This is a genomic window from Flagellimonas marinaquae, assembly GCF_003992675.1.
Lineage (GTDB): Bacteria > Bacteroidota > Bacteroidia > Flavobacteriales > Flavobacteriaceae > Flagellimonas > Flagellimonas marinaquae.
Window position 1 is genome coordinate 302,213 of sequence record NZ_RZMZ01000007.1, and the last position, 17,165, is coordinate 319,377.

The window sequence follows — 17,165 nt, forward strand, 5'->3', positions numbered from 1 at the left end:
AGTTTTTGAAGGAAAGAAAGAAAAACTAAAGGACAAAAGGCAAATTTGGACGTTGAAAGCATTAGCTTCAATCCATTAATCCTCAAAGGAATAGGTATGATCGATAAACTGCATATTGCAGCCTATCGATGGACGGCAAAGATGGTCGATAAACGACACATTTGGTTGAGAAATTGATGGTAAAAGGCACCCCAAAAAGGGTTAGGAAAGGGAATTACTCGGAAAACAAGATGAATTCCGACCTTCTGTTCAAACGGTGTTCAGCCGGATCACAGGGCATTCCATCGGAACAGTGATTTATTAACCTATCTTCCCCGTAACCTACGGCACTCAAAATTCTGGAAGGAGCTATTCCTTTGGAAACAATGTAATTTTTGGTGGATTTCGCACGTCTCTCGGACAAAAGCTTATTATATGACGCAGGTCCAGTAGCGTCGGTATGGGAAGCTATCTTTAAGGTTAGTTTCTTGTTTTCTTTTAGTACAGCAACCAATTTGTCCAATTCTTTTGCTGAACCGGGGGTAATTTGCGAGCTGTCGAAGTCGAAGTACACATCGTTCGGCTCAAAAATGGCAGCGATGGGCTTTTGTTCCTCCTTTTGGCGCTCCCGTAAATATTGCGAAACAGATACACCTGTGTTTTCTTTGGTGGCCACCTGTATACTATCATTGATAAACCCATCTTTGCGGGCTACGATCATATAGTCTGTGGCGGACGTCAGATTTTTGAACACATAATTGCCAGCTGTATCGGATACCGTTTCATTCAATAATTTCCCCGTGGAACTTAGTAATGAGATGTTGGTTTGCTTCAACACCTCCATGGTTTCCGAATGCTGCACGGAGCCCATAATTGCGTTGAGGTTGGTTTCAAGGATAAAAGAATAAATATCGTCGTCACCCTTCCCTCCTTTTCGGTTGGAAGCAAAATATCCTTGTTCGCCTGCAGCATCAATAATATAAGAGAAATCATCCCTGCTACTGTTGATGGGTTTGCCCAAGTTGACCCCCACACCAAAGATATCATTGACTCCCTCAGACTTGTATATGTCCAAGCCTCCAAAGCCCATGGGCCTGTTGGAAGAAAAATAAAGGGTGTTTTCTGCGATATAAGGAAACATTTCCTTTGCTGCGGTGTTGATGGTCCTGCCCAAGTTTTTGGGCTCGGAGAAGCCGCCATCGGGATAGATGTCCACTACATAAATATCCGTTTCGCCAAAACCTCCGGGCCTATCGGAAACAAAGTACATTTTTTTCCCATCCGGACTAACGGTGGGATGCCCAGTGGAATAGTCTTCACTGTTAAAGGGCAGTTCTTCTGCTCTTGTCCATTCGCCGTTCACTAATCTGGAACGATATATTTTTAGGTGATTAATGCCATTTTTACCCCGCTTCAACCTTTTTCCGTAGTTGTTTCTGGTAAAGTAGATCGTTTTCTGATCAGGAGAAAAGGCCATAGAAGCCTCATGGTATTTTGTATTGATGTTTTTGGAGAATTTTTTAGGAGTGGCCAGGTCTCCCTCATCATTCTTCTTTTGGGCTGTGTAAATATCCAAAAAGGGTTGATTGGTCCATCGGTAGCGACGGGTGGTAAATATGGAAGAGTCCTTTGCGGATGAGTAAACAATACCGTTTCCATGGAACATTGGCGAAAAATCCGAATACGGGGAATTGATTCCCAAGTTTTTGATTTTCACTGTGTATGCAGCCTCCCAGCTGGAATCGCTTATCTTTTCCAGCTCCTTCAGGGGCTCATCCCTTTTTTGGCGCAAAATCTTGGTGATTGCTGCCGCCCTTCGGTATTTACCAGTTCCCTTTAACGTTTGGGTGTACTTGAAAACAGTTTCTTCGGACACATCATCGGCAAACAATTGATAAAGTTCGTTGTACCATTTATAGGCCTTCTCGAGGTTTCCAGTAAAATAGTGAGAGTCACCGGCCTTTGATAGTAAGGCGGAAGTATGTTTTGTGGCAGTCTTTTCGAGGACCATGTCATAAATCCGCGCCGATTCGGCATACCACATCTTATCGTAGTACTCGTTTGCTTTTTCAATGAGTTTTTCGGCAACACCGCCTTCGTGTAGATATTTGGCCAGGTTTTTATCGCTTAAGCCATCAAGATGTTTTACGAAGTTTGGATTGTCTGTAGTGGAATCACTTTCGATGCTCTGGTATAATGGGGGATCAACATCGTTTACCGACATAGCAAGCTCCTGGGCAAATATCCCAAAAGAGCATAGAAAGAAAAATAGCAAGATCAGTTTTCTCATTACCACTCCGTCTGCACAAATGAACATCAACGCCCATTTGGAGGTTAAGCATTTTGAGGGCTTAACAGTTTAGTTGAACCGCTAAAATAGGATATGGTAAGTGGGGTATTAAGTTTTTGTTGTGAAAGGTTAAATTTGCGACATTGAACGCTTAAAAAATGTTGTTGTTGGTCGATGAACCAATTAAAAACAACAGGTCCAAGCCTAAAAGCGGGTAAACCTTAGGACTTTGATTCTTTGGTTTCGCCTTCCAATTTGTCGTCTTCTTTGGTAGCGTTCTTAAACTCCTTAATTCCGCTTCCAAGGCCCTTCATCAATTCTGGAATCTTTCTGCCTCCAAAAAGCAAAACCACCACGGCAACGATCAATACAATCTGCCATGGACCTAACATACCAAGAAATATTGTTTGAGCAATCATATCTACAAAACCTTTAATTTAGAAATGTAAAAGTACTAAAAAGAAGTGGAAGAGTGTGGCCGATTAACGAAAATTAGCATTTGGGAACGATTTTTAGGAACTTGGGCCCCTTAGCTTTTTAAAAAGGTTAACATCCAAATTAAATTGTAAGACTATCTTTGTTGATTATGGCAAAGGACAAAAAGAAAAGAAAGGAAATCAAGCGCAAGCTATTGCACAAGTATCGCTTGGTAATCTTGAATGAAAGCACCTTTGAGGAGAAAATATCCTTTAAGCTGAACCGGTTGAACGTTTTTGTTACTGGAACCCTGTTCATTATTGTGCTGATAGGTGTTACCACTTTGATTATTGCCTTTACCCCATTAAGAGAATACATTCCTGGATATTCGTCCACCAAATTGAAGCGACAAGCCACGGAGCTTACCTACAAGACCGATTCCCTGGTTACAGTACTTAATTATACCAATAGGTATCTAGACAATGTGCGAAAGGTGTTGCGAGGTGATATCGAGAACAATCAAACCAACCGCGACTCTCTTTTTGAACAGTATAAACTGGACCCAGCCTCAGTGGACCTTACTCCTATTCGTGAAGATCTGCTCTTGAGGGAAGAAGTGGAACTGGAGGACAAGTACAATCTTTTTGAACGGGATATTGAAAATTTGGGCACCCTTTTTTTCTCGCCGGTTAATGGAACTTTATCCCAAGGATTTGATCAAAAGACCAAGCATTATGCAGTGGATTTAGTGGCTCCGCGGGATACCCCCGTCAAGGCAATTGCTGATGGAACGGTATTATTTGCAGAATGGACCATCGAAACGGGATATGTCATAATTATCGAGCACCAAGAAGGAATAACCTCGGTTTACAAACACAATGGCTCCTTAAGCAAGTCACAAGGAGATATGGTAAAAGCGGGAGAGGTGATAGCATCCATTGGAAATACAGGAGAACTTACCACTGGGCCTCACTTGCACTTTGAACTTTGGAGAAAGGGCAAACCGGTAGATCCACAGAACTATATTGAATTTAACTAATGTCCCTAAAAGCATTTGCGGCCAAAATATTTGCCAATCGGATAGCGAAAAAGACGAACAAATGGGTAAACCGTCCGGTTCACACCCAGCAGAAAGTCTTTAACGAATTGATAGCAAAAGGAAAAAGAACCCTTTTTGGAAAAGATCATCGGTTCGAAACCATTACATCGCACCAAGATTTCGCAGAACGTGTGCCCATTCGGGACTATGAAGAACTAAAGGGCTACGTTCAACAGATCATAGAAGGCAAGACCGATGTGCTTTGGCCTGGGAAACCCATTTATTTTGCCAAAACTTCAGGTACTACTTCTGGGGCCAAATATATTCCCATCACCAAACCTTCCATCAAAAATCAAGTTGAAGCCTCCAGGAATGCCATTTTAAGTTACATCCACGAAACGGGGAAGGCTGACTTTGTGGATGGCAGAATGATCTTTTTGCAAGGAAGTCCGGAGTTGGAGGAAAAAAACGGAATCAAGCTCGGTAGACTTTCAGGAATCTCTGCCCATTATGTGCCCAATTATCTTCAAAAGAACCGATTGCCCAGCTGGGAAACCAATTGCATCGAAGATTGGGAGGCCAAAGTGGACAAAATCGTAGAGGAGACGGAGAATGAAAATATGACCGTGATTGCAGGAATACCTTCCTGGGTGCAGATGTATTTTGAAAAACTGAATGCCAAGTCCGGAAAAAAGGTAGGGGAACTTTTTAAGGAATTTCAGCTATTCATTTATGGCGGAGTGAATTACGAGCCGTATCGTGCCAAATTTGAAAATTTGATAGGCAGAAAGGTGGACAGTATTGAGCTTTTCCCCGCAAGCGAAGGGTTTTTTGCCTATCAAAATTCCCAAAAAGAAAAGGGGATGCTCTTGCTGCTCGACGCCGGTATTTTTTATGAGTTCGTAAGAGCTGACGAATTTTTTGATGATGAACCCAAAAGATTGACTATTGCCGACGTAGAGTTGGATGTGGACTACGCTATGGTGATTTCTACCAATGCTGGGCTGTGGGCCTACAATTTGGGAGATACCGTTCGGTTTATTTCAAAGAACCCCTACAAGATTGTTGTTTCAGGTCGCATCAAACACTTTATTTCTGCTTTTGGGGAGCATGTGATTGCCAAGGAAGTGGAGGAGGCGCTTCGGTTGGCCGTGGAACAGACCGATGCCTTGGTGAACGAATTTACGGTCGCTCCCCAGGCCGACCCCAAAGATGGAGAGCTGCCCTATCACGAATGGTTTATCGAATTTGAACGAGAGCCTTCGGACCCTGAAAAGTTTGCTGCCCTTATGGAAGAAAGCATGAAACAGCAGAACAGCTATTATTTTGACCTGATTGAAGGCAATATTCTTCAACCGTTGAAAATAAGTAGCATCAGAACCAACGGATTTCAAGATTATATGAAATCCATAGGCAAGCTCGGCGGTCAGAATAAGGTACAACGCCTGGCCAACGACCGAAAAGTGGCCGATGGGCTTCATCCATTTAAAATTAGTTAAGTTATAAGGGCTTATCTTTCATAGGAATTCACTTATTTTTGCCAGAAGTTATGATGGCAACAGAAGTAAAACAGACTACTAGGGCCCAGGAGTCCACCAACGCAATCGAACGGTTGTACATCACCATGCGCCATTTGCTCAACAGGGGATTCTATAAACCCTCTGGAGTTTCCGGTAATGCTTTGCGGACCGCTTTATTGTTGCTTAGGCCGGAAATTTATGGCACCATTGCAGACGATAAGGCCGAGTTGAACGGCTTGATTTATGTATTGGAACGACTTCCCGAAGGCATCGAGGAATGTCGGTTTATTAATCTTACCTCCGATGAAGGTTTTGCGAAATCACATTTAAAGCCAATTGTTCCTCCCAAACGAAGAAGGAACTGTTACCGTATTGATGACGAGCAAATGAACGTGGAGATTACGCGTGGGAGAAGTGATATTTACGATATACTGACCCATTTGACGTTTTTATTCATTGAATCCGGAAAAATATGTAGAAGGGTGTTGGTAGACGATGGGACCTCGACCATAAGGGACTGGGACAAGCTTACGGAATTTGTGTTGTCTGAAGAAAAGACTTCCGAACAACGTGAGGTGGCATTGATTCACTGTGCCAATATATTGAGCAGGACCTTTGATGAGGTAGTGGAAATACAAAACAAACTAAAGACCCCAGAAGACCCCGACCGTTTTTTGAACGTTATCCATTGGTTGGGTAAACTGGCCATTGAGGAAGAGACCACGGGCAATAAAAGGACCATTACCTTCAGCCCCTTGTTGCGGGAGCGATTGGGACACCATATCCATGGAGAAAAATGGGCAGATAGAATCAAGGCCACGTTGAAAAACCATAATCTGCTGCACAGGCCACTTCATATTATCAGTGCCAATATGCACAGTGTAATGAATTCCCTGTTTGCCAAGAAAGCATTGGCAGATGAATTCCCGGATAACGACTCCTTGGAAATCTACAAGGCACTAAGTTCCGATAAAAACAAGTCTCTCAACAAAAAGGTCAAAAACCATGCTTTGAACAATGGTATGCTTTTTTTGGAGGATGAATCCGGAGCCAATATCGATGTGCAGATTTTTGACACGGCCAAGTTCGGGAAGGGAAGCTGTTGCTACACCCTACCCAATACTATCTCAGAAGATGAAAAACCCGTTATATTTGTGATGGACTATGCCTTTGGCGAGCAAGCTTATGAGACCATAGACGAACTTTTGAAGCCTATGGAAGAAGGCCAAAAGAAAACGTTTTTAAATGTGGATTCGGTTTCCATCATGGGAAAAGCGGGTATTTTGGAGGGAGGCAAAGGAGATATCATGATTCCCTCGGCGCATATTTTTGAGGGCACGGCCGATAATTATCCTTTTGAGAACGAATTGAAAGGACAGGATTTTGAAGGGCATGGACTAAAGGTAACCGAAGGAACCATGGTGACCGTTTTGGGAACATCATTGCAAAATAGGGATATTCTCCAGTTTTTCCATGAGTCCACCTGGAATGTTATAGGTTTGGAGATGGAAGGGGTGCATTACCAAAAGGCAATACAATCCGCATCCCAAATTCGAAAGAGCATTAAAAAGGAGGTTAAGGTAAGATACGCATACTATGCCTCGGACAATCCATTGGAGACAGGGAGCACATTGGCTTCAGGAGGATTGGGCACAACAGGGGTAAAACCCACCTATTTGATTACGGACAAGATTTTACAACAAATATTCAATTCATAAGGTATGGCAGACCAACCGGTACAACAGAACAATTCGGATGAAATAGATTTGGGACAATTGTTTCAAATGATAGGAAGGGGTTTTCAAAAGTTCTTCAATTTCATCTCAAGCATTTTCAAGGGTATTTTCCACTTGATCATGTTGTTTCTCCTTTTTGTGCAAAAGAACATCATTGTAATCGGATCAGCACTCATTATAGGTGGTGTTGGAGGCTTTATTCTCGATAAAATCACACCAGAAAAATATATTTCCCGAATGGTTGTGGAACCCAACTTCAACAGTGTCCAACAATTGTACAACAATATTGCCTTTTACAACGATTTGGCGAAGGCTCAAGATTCAGTTGCACTAGCCACGGCATTGAATATTACCGAACATGAGGCTGCCAGTATCAAAGAAATTTTCACGGATTCCTATTCGGACGAGAACCAGAAGATAAAACTTTTTGACCAATTCATAAAAGAGTTGGACACCACTACAATTAAAGCAATTGACTACGAAAATTATTTGGAGAACTTCAATTCCATGGATGCTAGGTTCCACCAGATATCATTGATTAGCACGGATAATAGAGTGGCCAAAAAAGCACAACCGGCCATTATCAATTCGATTTCTGTAAACCAGTATTTCAAGTTACAACAGCGAATTAATGATGAAAACCTAAAGCTTCAGGAGGAAATTTATAGAAACCAGTTGGCCGAAATAGATTCACTGCAAAGTCTTTACAGAACGGTTTTGGTAAAGGAGGCAGACAAGCCTATGCAGGGCACCAATATTAATTTGGCAGAAGGAGGGGAGTCGAAAGGGCGTGAACTTGCTTTGGTGCAGGAGAAAGACGTGCTGAAGGAGAAGCTGGTAGAACTGAACGAGGAAAGGGCCAATAAATCGACAATTATTAATGTAATAAGCGATTTTCCAACTAGGGGCGTGGAGCAAAAGGGAGTTTGGAACAGCTATAAATTTAAACTCCCAGCATTGTTGCTAATTTTGGTCCTTGGGGTTTTAGCTTTGCTTGAACTAAACAGATACCTTAAAACGTATAATCAAGAGTAAGGACCAAAAGTGTTTTTTTGGTCACCAATAAAATGAGAGATAATGGTTAGCGTTTTAGTAACCGGCTCCAAAGGGCAACTCGGACTCACTTTTCAAGACCTAACCCTCGATTTCCCAGAAGTTTCCTTTGATTTCAAAACTTCAGAAAAACTTGATATAACACAAAGAGGCCAAATCGCTGAAGCTTTTAGAAAAGGAAACTACAACTTTTGTATCAACTGTGCTGCCTTCACCAATGTAGAAGTTGCGGAAAAGAATTCTGAGGAGGCCTTCAAGGTTAATGCAGAAGGGGTAAAAAACCTTGCTCTAGTTTGCAAGGAACACGGGGTGGCACTGATCCAGATATCTACGGATTATGTGTTTGACGGAGAAAAGGAGGGAGCTTACTCGGCACAAGATATACCCAACCCAATTAATGAGTATGGCAAATCAAAACTAAAAGGGGAAGAATATATCAAGGCCATTCTACCAAACAAGCATTATATTCTCAGAACCTCTTGGTTATACAGCAAAAAACATGGGCATAATTTTTACAAAACCATCCTTAAAAAAGCGCAGTCGGGTGAAGAACTACATATCACAGATGCCCAAAGGGGCCGCCCAACCAATTCGGAGGCATTGGCTCGATTTATTTTGAACGAAATTGTGTTTGGAGACAAGCCTTTTGGGACATATCACTTTGCAGATGGCAAACCGATGACTTGGTATGAATTTGCAAAGCAGATACTTGAAGAAAATGGTTTGATGAAAACGACCAAACTTGTTTTGGACACGAATTATCGTACTTTAGCAAAGAGACCTAAAAATAGTGTTCTCCGTTAACCTAACCATTAACAAAAAGATAAGGGGACTACTGGTATGGAAAAGCAGACTCCCAAAAAAATTTTAATCACAGGAGGGGCGGGATTTATTGGTTCCCATGTGGTGAGAAGATTTGTTTCCCGATATAATAACTACACGATTTATAATCTGGACGCACTCACATATGCGGGAAATTTAGAAAACCTAATAGATGTAGAGGACGCTCCCAACTACCAATTTATCAAGGGAGACATCACAGATTCCGAGTTCATCAACGAACTATTTTCCAAATATAAGTTTGATGGGGTGATTCATTTGGCTGCTGAATCCCATGTGGACCGATCCATTTCCGACCCCATGTCCTTTGTACGCACAAACGTTTTGGGAACCGTCAATTTATTGAATGCTTCCCTGTCGTTGGCACGTAACAACAAGGACTTTCTATTTTATCATATTAGCACCGATGAGGTTTTCGGGAGTTTGGGAGAACATGGCTTTTTTACGGAGGAAACGGCCTATGATCCAAATTCGCCCTATTCTGCCTCCAAGGCGAGTTCTGATCATTTTGTTAGGGCCTATGGCGAAACCTATGGGCTGCCTTTTGTTGTTTCCAATTGCTCCAACAATTACGGGCCCAATCAGTTTCCAGAAAAATTGATTCCCTTGTTCATCCACAATATCATCCAGAATAAGGCGCTGCCCGTATATGGTGATGGAAATTATACCCGCGATTGGCTATTTGTAAAAGATCACGCTAGGGCCATCGACCTTATTTTTCATGAAGGAGAAAAAGGGGAAACCTACAATGTTGGAGGTTTTAATGAATGGAAAAATATACATTTGACAAGATTGTTGTGCGGATTGATGGACGAAAAATTGCACAGGGAGGAAGGAACATCGGCCAAATTGATAACCTTTGTCAAAGACCGCCCAGGTCATGATGTAAGGTATGCCATAGATGCCTCTAAAATCAATCGAAATTTAGGTTGGGAGCCCTCCGTCACCTTTGAGGAGGGGTTAAAAGAGACTATAGATTGGTATTTTGATAACCAACAATGGCTGGACCATGTGACATCCGGGGATTATCGGGAATATTACCAAAAACAATATCAAGAACACAACTCATGAAGGGAATCATCTTGGCAGGGGGAACGGGAAGTAGATTGCATCCACTGACTTTGTCGGTGAGCAAGCAGTTGATGCCTATCTACGATAAGCCGATGATTTACTACCCATTGTCCACCTTAATGTATGCTGGCATTAGGGACATATTGATTATTTCCACTCCCAAAGACCTACCTTTATTCAAAGATTTATTGGGCGACGGTACCCAATACGGGTGTTCGTTTGTTTATGAGGTTCAAGAAGCACCTAATGGGTTGGCGGAAGCTTTTATCATTGGAGAAGACTTTATAGGAACGGATAAGGTAGCCCTTGTTTTGGGGGACAACATTTTTTATGGGTCTGGGCTATCAGATCTGATGCAAAAAAACAATGACCCGGAGGGTGGCATCATCTATGCATACCGGGTAAATGATCCCGAGCGGTATGGAGTGGTTACTTTTGATGAAGAGGGCAAGGCCATCAGTATAGAGGAAAAACCCAAAGAACCCAAATCCAACTATGTGGTGCCAGGAATCTATTTTTACGATAATGATGTGGTTTCCATTGCCAAAAGTATACAACCCAGTGCCCGGGGAGAATTGGAGATTACCGATGTAAACCGTGTCTATTTGGAAAAGGGGAAGCTAAGAGTCAGTATTTTGGACAGGGGTACGGCCTGGTTGGATACAGGAACCTTCCAGGCACTCTTGCAAGCCTCCCAGTTTATCGAAGTAATCGAGGAGCGGCAAGGGCTGGTCGTAGGCTCTATCGAAGCAGCGGCTTTTGAGATGGGATATATTGACAAAAATCAATTTAAAAAGTTGGTGAAACCCCTGATAAAAAGTGGATATGGAGAAAGGTTATTGGGAGTTTTGAACAGGAAAATATGATTAAGGCAACAGAAACAAAGCTAAAAGGATGTTTTGTGATAGAACCACAGGTTTTTGAAGATGAACGCGGCTATTTTTTTGAAAGCTATAACCATAAAGAATTTTGTAAGGCCATAGCCCAAGAGGTACATTTTGTGCAGGACAACCGATCTTTTTCGAAAAAGGGGGTTTTAAGAGGACTCCATTTTCAAAAAGGGGAACATGCCCAAGCCAAGTTGGTTACGGTGCTCTCGGGAAGAATTCAGGATGTGGTGGTGGATTTGCGTAAAGATTCTCCTACCTTTGCTCAGCATTTTTCCATAGAACTGGATGCTGCAAGTAAAAAACAGCTTTTTGTTCCAAGAGGTTTTGCTCATGGTTTTTTAACGTTGAGCGAGTCAGCAGAGGTTTTTTATAAATGTGATAATTATTATAACAAAGAGGCTGAAGGGGGCATTAAGTATGATGATTCTGTGCTAAGTGTCAAATGGATTTTAAAAGAAGATGTAATATCCACCTCACCTAAAGACAAGACATTAAATACCTTTAGTAACAATATTAATCGATAAGCTCGGTAGCAATAAAACCTAGGTTTTATTGTTTTTTAAAATAAAAACTGTCTTTTAGACCGGAGTAAAACACTTATTTTTAATACGATTGTAAACAAATCACAATTTGATGGATTTTGAAGGAAAATCAATTTTAATTACCGGAGGGACCGGTTCGCTGGGCAAAGCTTTAACCCAACATATTTTTGAAAAACATCCTGATGTTCGTAGAGTAATTATTTTCTCTAGAGACGAGCAAAAGCAATTTCAAATGGCCCAAGAGTACCCAAAGGAAAGGTATCCACAGATTCGATTCTTCATTGGAGATGTAAGAGATAAGGATAGACTGATAAGAGCTTTTAAGGGTGTTGATTACGTCATACATGCGGCGGCCATGAAACATGTTCACTTGGCAGAATATAACCCAGAGGAGTGCATTAAAACAAATATAGGAGGCGCACAAAATGTTGTGGATGCCTGTTTTGAAACCAATGTTGAGAGAGTTGTTGCCCTATCGACCGATAAGGCATGTGCGCCTATTAACCTATATGGCGCGACAAAACTGACCTCTGACAAACTATTTATCGCAGCAAATAATATTAAGGGAAATAGCCCCATTCGATTCTCTGTGGTTAGATATGGAAACGTTATGGGTTCTAACGGCTCAGTAATTCCATTTTTTATAAACAAGAGGGATACGGAAGGAGTCCTTCCTATTACAGACCCTAATATGACAAGATTTAACATATCATTACAAGGTGGGGTTGATATGGTCATGCATGCTTTGGAACATGCTTGGGGAGGAGAGCTTTTCGTTCCCAAAATCCCTTCTTATAGAATAATGGATGTTGCGGAGGCCATTGGTCCAAACTGTAAAAAACCGGTAGTTGGAATAAGGCCTGGAGAAAAATTACATGAAGAAATGATTACAAGTTCAGATTCGTTTTACACCTATGACCTTGGGAGATACTATGTTATTCTGCCGGCAACCCGGAGTTGGAATTTGAATGACTTTATTGAGAGCTTTAACGCAATTAAAGTACCAAGCGGATTTAGATATAATTCTGGGGAAAACACTGAATGGGAAACGATAGAAAGTCTAAGGGATTTAATTATCGAGCATGTGGACGAAACTTTCAAGGTATGAAGCAGAACACCGTAATTCCCTATGGTCGTCAATTAATAGATGAAACAGATATCCGGTCTGTTATTGAGACCTTAACCTCTGATTATTTAACGCAAGGCCCGAAAGTAGCAGAATTCGAAGAAAAATTTTCGAAATATGTAGGGTCAAAATATGCGGTTGCTGTAAGTAACGCAACAGCAGGATTGCATTTGGCTGTCATGGCGATGAATCTTAAGCCAGGAGAACGCGTCATCACTACTCCAATTACTTTTGCCGCCACTGCGAACTGTGTGAGGTATGTCAAAGGAGAAGTCTGGTTCGCGGATATCGACCCCGACACCTATTTAATTTCCTATGAAAAAACCAAGGATCTTATTGAAAGTAAACCCAAAGGATTTTTCAAGGGAATTATTCCTGTCGATTTTGCAGGATTGCCAGTAAATTTGGAGAAGTTCAAAGAACTGGCAAAGGAGCATGATTTATGGATAATTGAAGATGCTTGCCATGCGCCGGGGGCCCATTTTACAGATTCAAATGGAGAAAAGCAACACTGTGGAAATGGTAATTACGCGGATATTAGCGTTTTTTCATTTCATCCAGTAAAACATATTGCATGTGGCGAGGGAGGTATGCTGACCACAAACAATGAGGAGTTGTATAAAAAAATGATGTTTTTAAGAACCCATGGAATTTCAAAGGAAAATATGCTTGAAAATCATGGGGGGTGGTATTACGAGATGCAAGAACTTGGGTATAACTATAGACTTACAGATATTCAATCAGCCCTTGGAATTACGCAACTAGAGAAGAATGATTTAGGAGTGTTAAAGAGAAATGAAATAGCCGAAAAATATAAAGCAGCGTTCAAGGGAAAAATCAAATATCAATCACTGTCGAAAGGAGATTTGAACGCCCATCACCTTTTTGTTATAGAAGTTGAGAATAGGAAAGGCTTATATGATTTCTTAAAAAAGAACAACATTTTTGCTCAAATCCATTATATCCCTGTGCATACCTTGCCCTATTATAAGAGAATAGGTTATGAGAATGCAGATTTAAACAACGCACTTAAATATTATGGCAGCTGTATCAGTTTGCCAATGTATCCCTCTTTAAAGGATAGTGAACAGGATTTTGTGATAGAAAAAACGCTAGAGTTTAATGAATAATTTGGCAATCATACCGGCAAGGGGAGGCAGTAAAAGGATTCCGAGAAAAAATTTAAAACATTTTTTGGGGAAGCCAATAATTGCCTATTCAATTGAATTGGCAATTAAGAGCAATCTCTTCACAGAAGTGATGGTTTCCACTGATGACGAGGAAATAGCTTCGATTGCTGAAGAATTTGGTGCAAGTGTCCCATTTTTAAGGTCAGCAAAGAATTCAGATGATTTTTCGACCCTCTCTGAGGTAGTCGATGAAGTGTTATCAAAGTATACCACAGATTTCGATTTTATTTGCTGTATTTTACCGACAGCACCACTAGCAAGTTTGGATGTATTGAATAAAGGGTTAAATGTGCTACAGAAAAATCAATATGATTCGGTTAGGCCTGTCGTAGAATATTCCTACCCTATACAAAGAGCAATAAAAATTGACGCTGACAATAGGATGCACTTTTTCTTCCCTGAATATTATAAATCAAGATCACAGGATTTAGAACGTTCATATCATGATGCAGGACAATTTTATTGGATGACCAACAACCAAAGGCTGCATGGAGCGAAAAAGGGTGTTGTAGTCATTAATGGCAATCAGGCTCAGGATATTGATACAAATGAAGATTGGGAACTAGCGGAATTGAAGTACAAATTCAATCAGCAAAAGCAAAACCAGTAATATAGATTACAAATAGAAGTTGGCCCCATGCAAACGTTTTTCTTTATACCGGCAAATAGGATAGACAAGCTGCTCCGAATTAGAGAAAAAGGGGTTACTGAGATTATAATTGACTTAGAAGACGCTGTTAAAGATTCTGAAAAAGCGGGTTTATTGGAGCAGATTCTAAAATATCCCAAGGAGGATATCCGAAAATGCTTTTTCAGAATCCCAATAATAGATTCGAAGGGGTGTTTTGATTTTGAAATATTTGATAGGTTACTTGAAAATGGCTTTACCCGTTTTGTGTTTCCAAAAATGGCAGGCTTTAAAGATTTTGAAGCTTGTTTAAAAAGAACAAAATTAAAACTGGAGGTTATTCTACTTGTTGAGACCCCCAGATTATATATTGAATGCTTTACACAGCTTTCTATTTATCATCAACAAATATATGGATTGGCCCTGGGAAGCCATGATTTTATAGCCGCCATACAAGCAAAGCATACACTACAAAATCTAGAGGTTTTGAGGCAACAAATTTTGTATTTTTCTAGAGCGTATGACATTATATCAATCGATATCGCATCAATGTACATTAAGGATGAAGAAAACTTTAGAGAAGAATTGATGGATGGATTTGACAAGGGCTATGATGGAAAGTTTATTATTCATCCAAATCAATTGGAAATCGTCAACAAAACAAAGTTTTACAGTGAAAATGATTATACGTGGGCATTGAACGTGCAAGAGAAATTAAATGAACGAGGAGGGGAGAATGAATTTGACCCTATCTTGATAGACAATCAGGTGGTGGAAAAACCCCATATAAAACTTGCAAAAAGAATAATTAATGAATTCAGACGATAACATGTCTACGACACAATTTGGAAGATACTTTGAGGATTTCATTATAGGCGAAGAGATTTTGCACCAAGGATCCAAAACTATTTTTGAAAGCGACAATAATTTTTTCAGTCTGCTGACGATGAATCATCATCCAGTACACATTAACTTGGACTATGCCGAACAAAAGCAGCACAGGCAGCTACTTGTGGTAGGCACATTAGTTTTTAGCTTAGTTGTTGGAATAACCGTTCCTGACATAAGTGGAAAGGCTATTGCCAATTTAGAATATGAAGAAATTAAACACTTACACCCAGTTTTTATAAATGACACCCTCTATGCCAGAACTAAAATACTAGCCAAGAGAGAGTCTAAGTCTAAAATTGATAGAGGCATAGTTCATGTCGAAACAATTGCATACAATCAACATAAACAGAATGTTCTCAGTTTTAAAAGAAAAGTTTTAGTCCCTAAAAAAACCTAAGTAGAACTTTATGAAAGATGTTTTAATGAGGAGCTTAATGTTTGTTCCCGCCCATAGTGAAAAGCTCATGCAAAGCGCTATCAAGGTAGACGCCGACATATTGCTTCTTGATATTGAAGACTCAGTTCAGCCAGTGGCAAATAAACAAGTCGCCAGAGATAAGATTATAGAGTACTTGAAAAACGGGAAGTTCAAAGGGCGGACAATTTTCCCTAGAATTAATGACAGAGAAAGTGGCCAATTACTAAAGGACGTTAGTCAATTGACAATACCGGGTATTACAGGTTTTATGTATCCGAAAGCGAAAAGAGGAGAGGATATATATTTTTTTGACAAACTCTTGGAGACAATAGAATTCGAAAAGGGATATGAGATAGGATCTTTTAAAATTATAGCGTTGATTGAAACGGCCTCGGCGGTAATGAATGTTCAGGAAATTTGTGCAGCTTCAGATAGAGTAGTAGCCATAGCTTTTGGTTCTGAAGACTTTATAACGGACTTGGAAGGAATACATGACCAAGAGCATCTTAGTCTTTTTAGCCCAAGGGCAATGATTGCGATGGGGGCCAGAGCGCAAAATGTGATTCCAATAGACACTGTACATGTTAGGGTCAAAGACCTTGAAGATTTAGAAAAAAACCTTCAATTGTCTGTTAAATTAGGTTTTGAAGGAATGCTGGTTTTAAATCCCATCGAGATTCCTCTTGTGCATAAATATTATTCCCCATCAAAGGAGGAAGTAGAACATTCCAAAGAGATATTAATTTCAGATCAGCTAGCGAGAAAAGAAGGTATAGGGGTCGCAATAATCAACGGTAAGTTTATTGGCCCTCCATTTGTGGCCAAAGCAAATAAAATTCTTGAAAAGGATAAGTTGATTCAAAGAAAAAAGCAATGAAAAAGATTATAATTATTGGAGGATATGGTAATGGAACTGTGGCCTTGTCAACAATTGAAGATATCAATAAAAGGGACAAGACATGGGAAGTCTTGGGGTTTTTAAACGATAATGAAACGGAACCTATTAACGGCTATCCAATTATTGGTAAAATAAACAAAACCGTTGTCCAAAAATATATTGAACAACCGGACATATATTTTTTCTACTCGTTGATTTCCGTTAAACTTAATTTTAAGTTTCTTTCAAAACTTCATGAACTTGAAATTCCTAAAGAGAGATTTGCCACACTGGTACACCCAACAGCGGTTATTTCCAAATTTAGCAAGATAGGATACGGCACCTGTATTCAACCTTTCGTATCAATTGGCCCAAATACTGAGATAGGTAATCATGTTCAAATTTTTGCCCAATCTCTAATTGGTCATGGAGCAAAACTGAATGATTACAGTTACGTTGCCAATAATGCTTGTATTGGTGCAGATGTGGTTTTAAAAGAGGGGGCCTATTTAGGCACTAATGCAACTACATTAGAGTTTGTATCATTAGGCAAATGGTCTGTGACAGGAATTGGGGCGGTAGTATTGAAAGATGTACCAGATTATGCTAAAATGGTAGGAAATCCGGCCAGACAAATTGGAACAGTGAATTAATTTAG

At 40.4% G+C, this 17,165-nt stretch carries 17 protein-coding genes; 15 read left to right on the forward strand and 2 right to left on the reverse strand.

Annotated elements, in window-relative coordinates; genetic code table 11:
• Window positions 1–214 precede the first annotated feature (214 nt).
• The gene (locus tag EO130_RS04805) at window positions 215–2,296 is read right to left on the reverse strand and encodes an OmpA family protein (RefSeq protein ID WP_241244300.1); all 2,082 of its coding nucleotides are present in this window, start codon (window positions 2,294–2,296) and stop codon (window positions 215–217) included.
• A 194-nt stretch (window positions 2,297–2,490) separates the two neighbouring features.
• Window positions 2,491–2,688 (reverse strand): twin-arginine translocase TatA/TatE family subunit, encoded by a 198-nt coding sequence (gene tatA, locus EO130_RS04810; RefSeq protein WP_127140388.1) that lies wholly within the window; start codon window positions 2,686–2,688, stop codon window positions 2,491–2,493.
• A 167-nt stretch (window positions 2,689–2,855) separates the two neighbouring features.
• Between tatA and EO130_RS04815 the strand changes: the two genes are divergently transcribed.
• From EO130_RS04815 to EO130_RS04885, 15 genes are all read left to right on the forward strand, one after another.
• Complete coding sequence (locus tag EO130_RS04815) at window positions 2,856–3,725, forward strand: M23 family metallopeptidase (protein ID WP_127140389.1); 870 nt, start codon at window positions 2,856–2,858, stop codon at window positions 3,723–3,725.
• A complete protein-coding gene (locus EO130_RS04820; protein ID WP_127140390.1) occupies window positions 3,725–5,224 on the forward strand; it encodes a GH3 auxin-responsive promoter family protein in 1,500 nt (499 codons plus the stop codon). Before EO130_RS04815 ends, EO130_RS04820 begins: the two co-directional genes overlap by 1 nt.
• A 50-nt stretch (window positions 5,225–5,274) precedes the next feature.
• Entirely contained in the window at window positions 5,275–6,963 is a 1,689-nt protein-coding gene (locus EO130_RS04825) for a DUF6909 family protein (RefSeq protein ID WP_127140391.1), read from the forward strand.
• A gap of 3 nt (window positions 6,964–6,966) precedes the next feature.
• Window positions 6,967–8,016 carry a hypothetical protein gene (locus EO130_RS04830; RefSeq protein WP_127140392.1) on the forward strand — a complete coding sequence of 350 codons (1,050 nt, stop codon included), beginning with the start codon at window positions 6,967–6,969 and terminating at the stop codon, window positions 8,014–8,016.
• Between the two features lie 42 nt (window positions 8,017–8,058).
• Window positions 8,059–8,838: a dTDP-4-dehydrorhamnose reductase gene (gene rfbD, locus EO130_RS04835; protein WP_127140393.1), complete on the forward strand. Its 780-nt coding sequence runs from the start codon at window positions 8,059–8,061 to the stop codon at window positions 8,836–8,838.
• 36 nt (window positions 8,839–8,874) lie between these two features.
• Entirely contained in the window at window positions 8,875–9,945 is a 1,071-nt protein-coding gene (gene rfbB / locus EO130_RS04840; protein ID WP_127140394.1) for a dTDP-glucose 4,6-dehydratase, read from the forward strand.
• Window positions 9,942–10,811 (forward strand): glucose-1-phosphate thymidylyltransferase RfbA, encoded by an 870-nt coding sequence (gene rfbA, locus EO130_RS04845; RefSeq protein ID WP_127140395.1) that lies wholly within the window; start codon window positions 9,942–9,944, stop codon window positions 10,809–10,811. Before rfbB ends, rfbA begins: the two co-directional genes overlap by 4 nt.
• On the forward strand, window positions 10,808–11,359 hold the full coding sequence (gene rfbC, locus EO130_RS04850) for a dTDP-4-dehydrorhamnose 3,5-epimerase (protein ID WP_127140396.1): 552 nt from the start codon (window positions 10,808–10,810) through the stop codon (window positions 11,357–11,359). The genes rfbA and rfbC overlap by 4 nt, the downstream gene beginning before the upstream one ends.
• 109 nt (window positions 11,360–11,468) lie before the next feature.
• A complete protein-coding gene (gene pseB / locus EO130_RS04855) occupies window positions 11,469–12,485 on the forward strand; it encodes a UDP-N-acetylglucosamine 4,6-dehydratase (inverting) (protein ID WP_127140397.1) in 1,017 nt (338 codons plus the stop codon).
• Entirely contained in the window at window positions 12,482–13,633 is a 1,152-nt protein-coding gene (gene pseC / locus EO130_RS04860) for a UDP-4-amino-4,6-dideoxy-N-acetyl-beta-L-altrosamine transaminase (RefSeq protein WP_127140398.1), read from the forward strand. The genes pseB and pseC overlap by 4 nt, the downstream gene beginning before the upstream one ends.
• Window positions 13,626–14,303, forward strand: a complete 678-nt coding sequence (gene pseF / locus EO130_RS04865) for a pseudaminic acid cytidylyltransferase (protein WP_127140399.1) — start codon at window positions 13,626–13,628, stop codon at window positions 14,301–14,303. Before pseC ends, pseF begins: the two co-directional genes overlap by 8 nt.
• Before the next feature lie 27 nt (window positions 14,304–14,330).
• Window positions 14,331–15,149, forward strand: coding sequence for an HpcH/HpaI aldolase/citrate lyase family protein (locus EO130_RS04870; protein WP_127140400.1), 819 nt, complete (start codon window positions 14,331–14,333; stop codon window positions 15,147–15,149).
• Window positions 15,133–15,609: a MaoC family dehydratase gene (locus tag EO130_RS04875; protein WP_206513127.1), complete on the forward strand. Its 477-nt coding sequence runs from the start codon at window positions 15,133–15,135 to the stop codon at window positions 15,607–15,609. Before EO130_RS04870 ends, EO130_RS04875 begins: the two co-directional genes overlap by 17 nt.
• A gap of 10 nt (window positions 15,610–15,619) precedes the next feature.
• The gene (locus EO130_RS04880; RefSeq protein WP_127140401.1) at window positions 15,620–16,507 is read left to right on the forward strand and encodes an HpcH/HpaI aldolase/citrate lyase family protein; all 888 of its coding nucleotides are present in this window, start codon (window positions 15,620–15,622) and stop codon (window positions 16,505–16,507) included.
• On the forward strand, window positions 16,504–17,160 hold the full coding sequence (locus tag EO130_RS04885; protein ID WP_127140402.1) for an acetyltransferase: 657 nt from the start codon (window positions 16,504–16,506) through the stop codon (window positions 17,158–17,160). The genes EO130_RS04880 and EO130_RS04885 overlap by 4 nt, the downstream gene beginning before the upstream one ends.
• Window positions 17,161–17,165 lie beyond the last annotated feature (5 nt).

Bases quoted from the DNA above. Each gene is read 5' to 3' on its own strand.
- EO130_RS04805 (WP_241244300.1), bottom strand. From the start codon at position 2,296: ATGTTCATTTGTGCAGACGGAGTGGTAATGAGAAAACTGATCTTGCTA.
- tatA (WP_127140388.1), bottom strand. From the start codon at position 2,688: ATGATTGCTCAAACAATATTTCTTGGTATGTTAGGTCCATGGCAGATT.
- EO130_RS04815 (WP_127140389.1), top strand. From the start codon at position 2,856: ATGGCAAAGGACAAAAAGAAAAGAAAGGAAATCAAGCGCAAGCTATTG.
- EO130_RS04820 (WP_127140390.1), top strand. From the start codon at position 3,725: ATGTCCCTAAAAGCATTTGCGGCCAAAATATTTGCCAATCGGATAGCG.
- EO130_RS04825 (WP_127140391.1), top strand. From the start codon at position 5,275: ATGATGGCAACAGAAGTAAAACAGACTACTAGGGCCCAGGAGTCCACC.
- EO130_RS04830 (WP_127140392.1), top strand. From the start codon at position 6,967: ATGGCAGACCAACCGGTACAACAGAACAATTCGGATGAAATAGATTTG.
- rfbD (WP_127140393.1), top strand. From the start codon at position 8,059: ATGGTTAGCGTTTTAGTAACCGGCTCCAAAGGGCAACTCGGACTCACT.
- rfbB (WP_127140394.1), top strand. From the start codon at position 8,875: ATGGAAAAGCAGACTCCCAAAAAAATTTTAATCACAGGAGGGGCGGGA.
- rfbA (WP_127140395.1), top strand. From the start codon at position 9,942: ATGAAGGGAATCATCTTGGCAGGGGGAACGGGAAGTAGATTGCATCCA.
- rfbC (WP_127140396.1), top strand. From the start codon at position 10,808: ATGATTAAGGCAACAGAAACAAAGCTAAAAGGATGTTTTGTGATAGAA.
- pseB (WP_127140397.1), top strand. From the start codon at position 11,469: ATGGATTTTGAAGGAAAATCAATTTTAATTACCGGAGGGACCGGTTCG.
- pseC (WP_127140398.1), top strand. From the start codon at position 12,482: ATGAAGCAGAACACCGTAATTCCCTATGGTCGTCAATTAATAGATGAA.
- pseF (WP_127140399.1), top strand. From the start codon at position 13,626: ATGAATAATTTGGCAATCATACCGGCAAGGGGAGGCAGTAAAAGGATT.
- EO130_RS04870 (WP_127140400.1), top strand. From the start codon at position 14,331: ATGCAAACGTTTTTCTTTATACCGGCAAATAGGATAGACAAGCTGCTC.
- EO130_RS04875 (WP_206513127.1), top strand. From the start codon at position 15,133: ATGAATTCAGACGATAACATGTCTACGACACAATTTGGAAGATACTTT.
- EO130_RS04880 (WP_127140401.1), top strand. From the start codon at position 15,620: ATGAAAGATGTTTTAATGAGGAGCTTAATGTTTGTTCCCGCCCATAGT.
- EO130_RS04885 (WP_127140402.1), top strand. From the start codon at position 16,504: ATGAAAAAGATTATAATTATTGGAGGATATGGTAATGGAACTGTGGCC.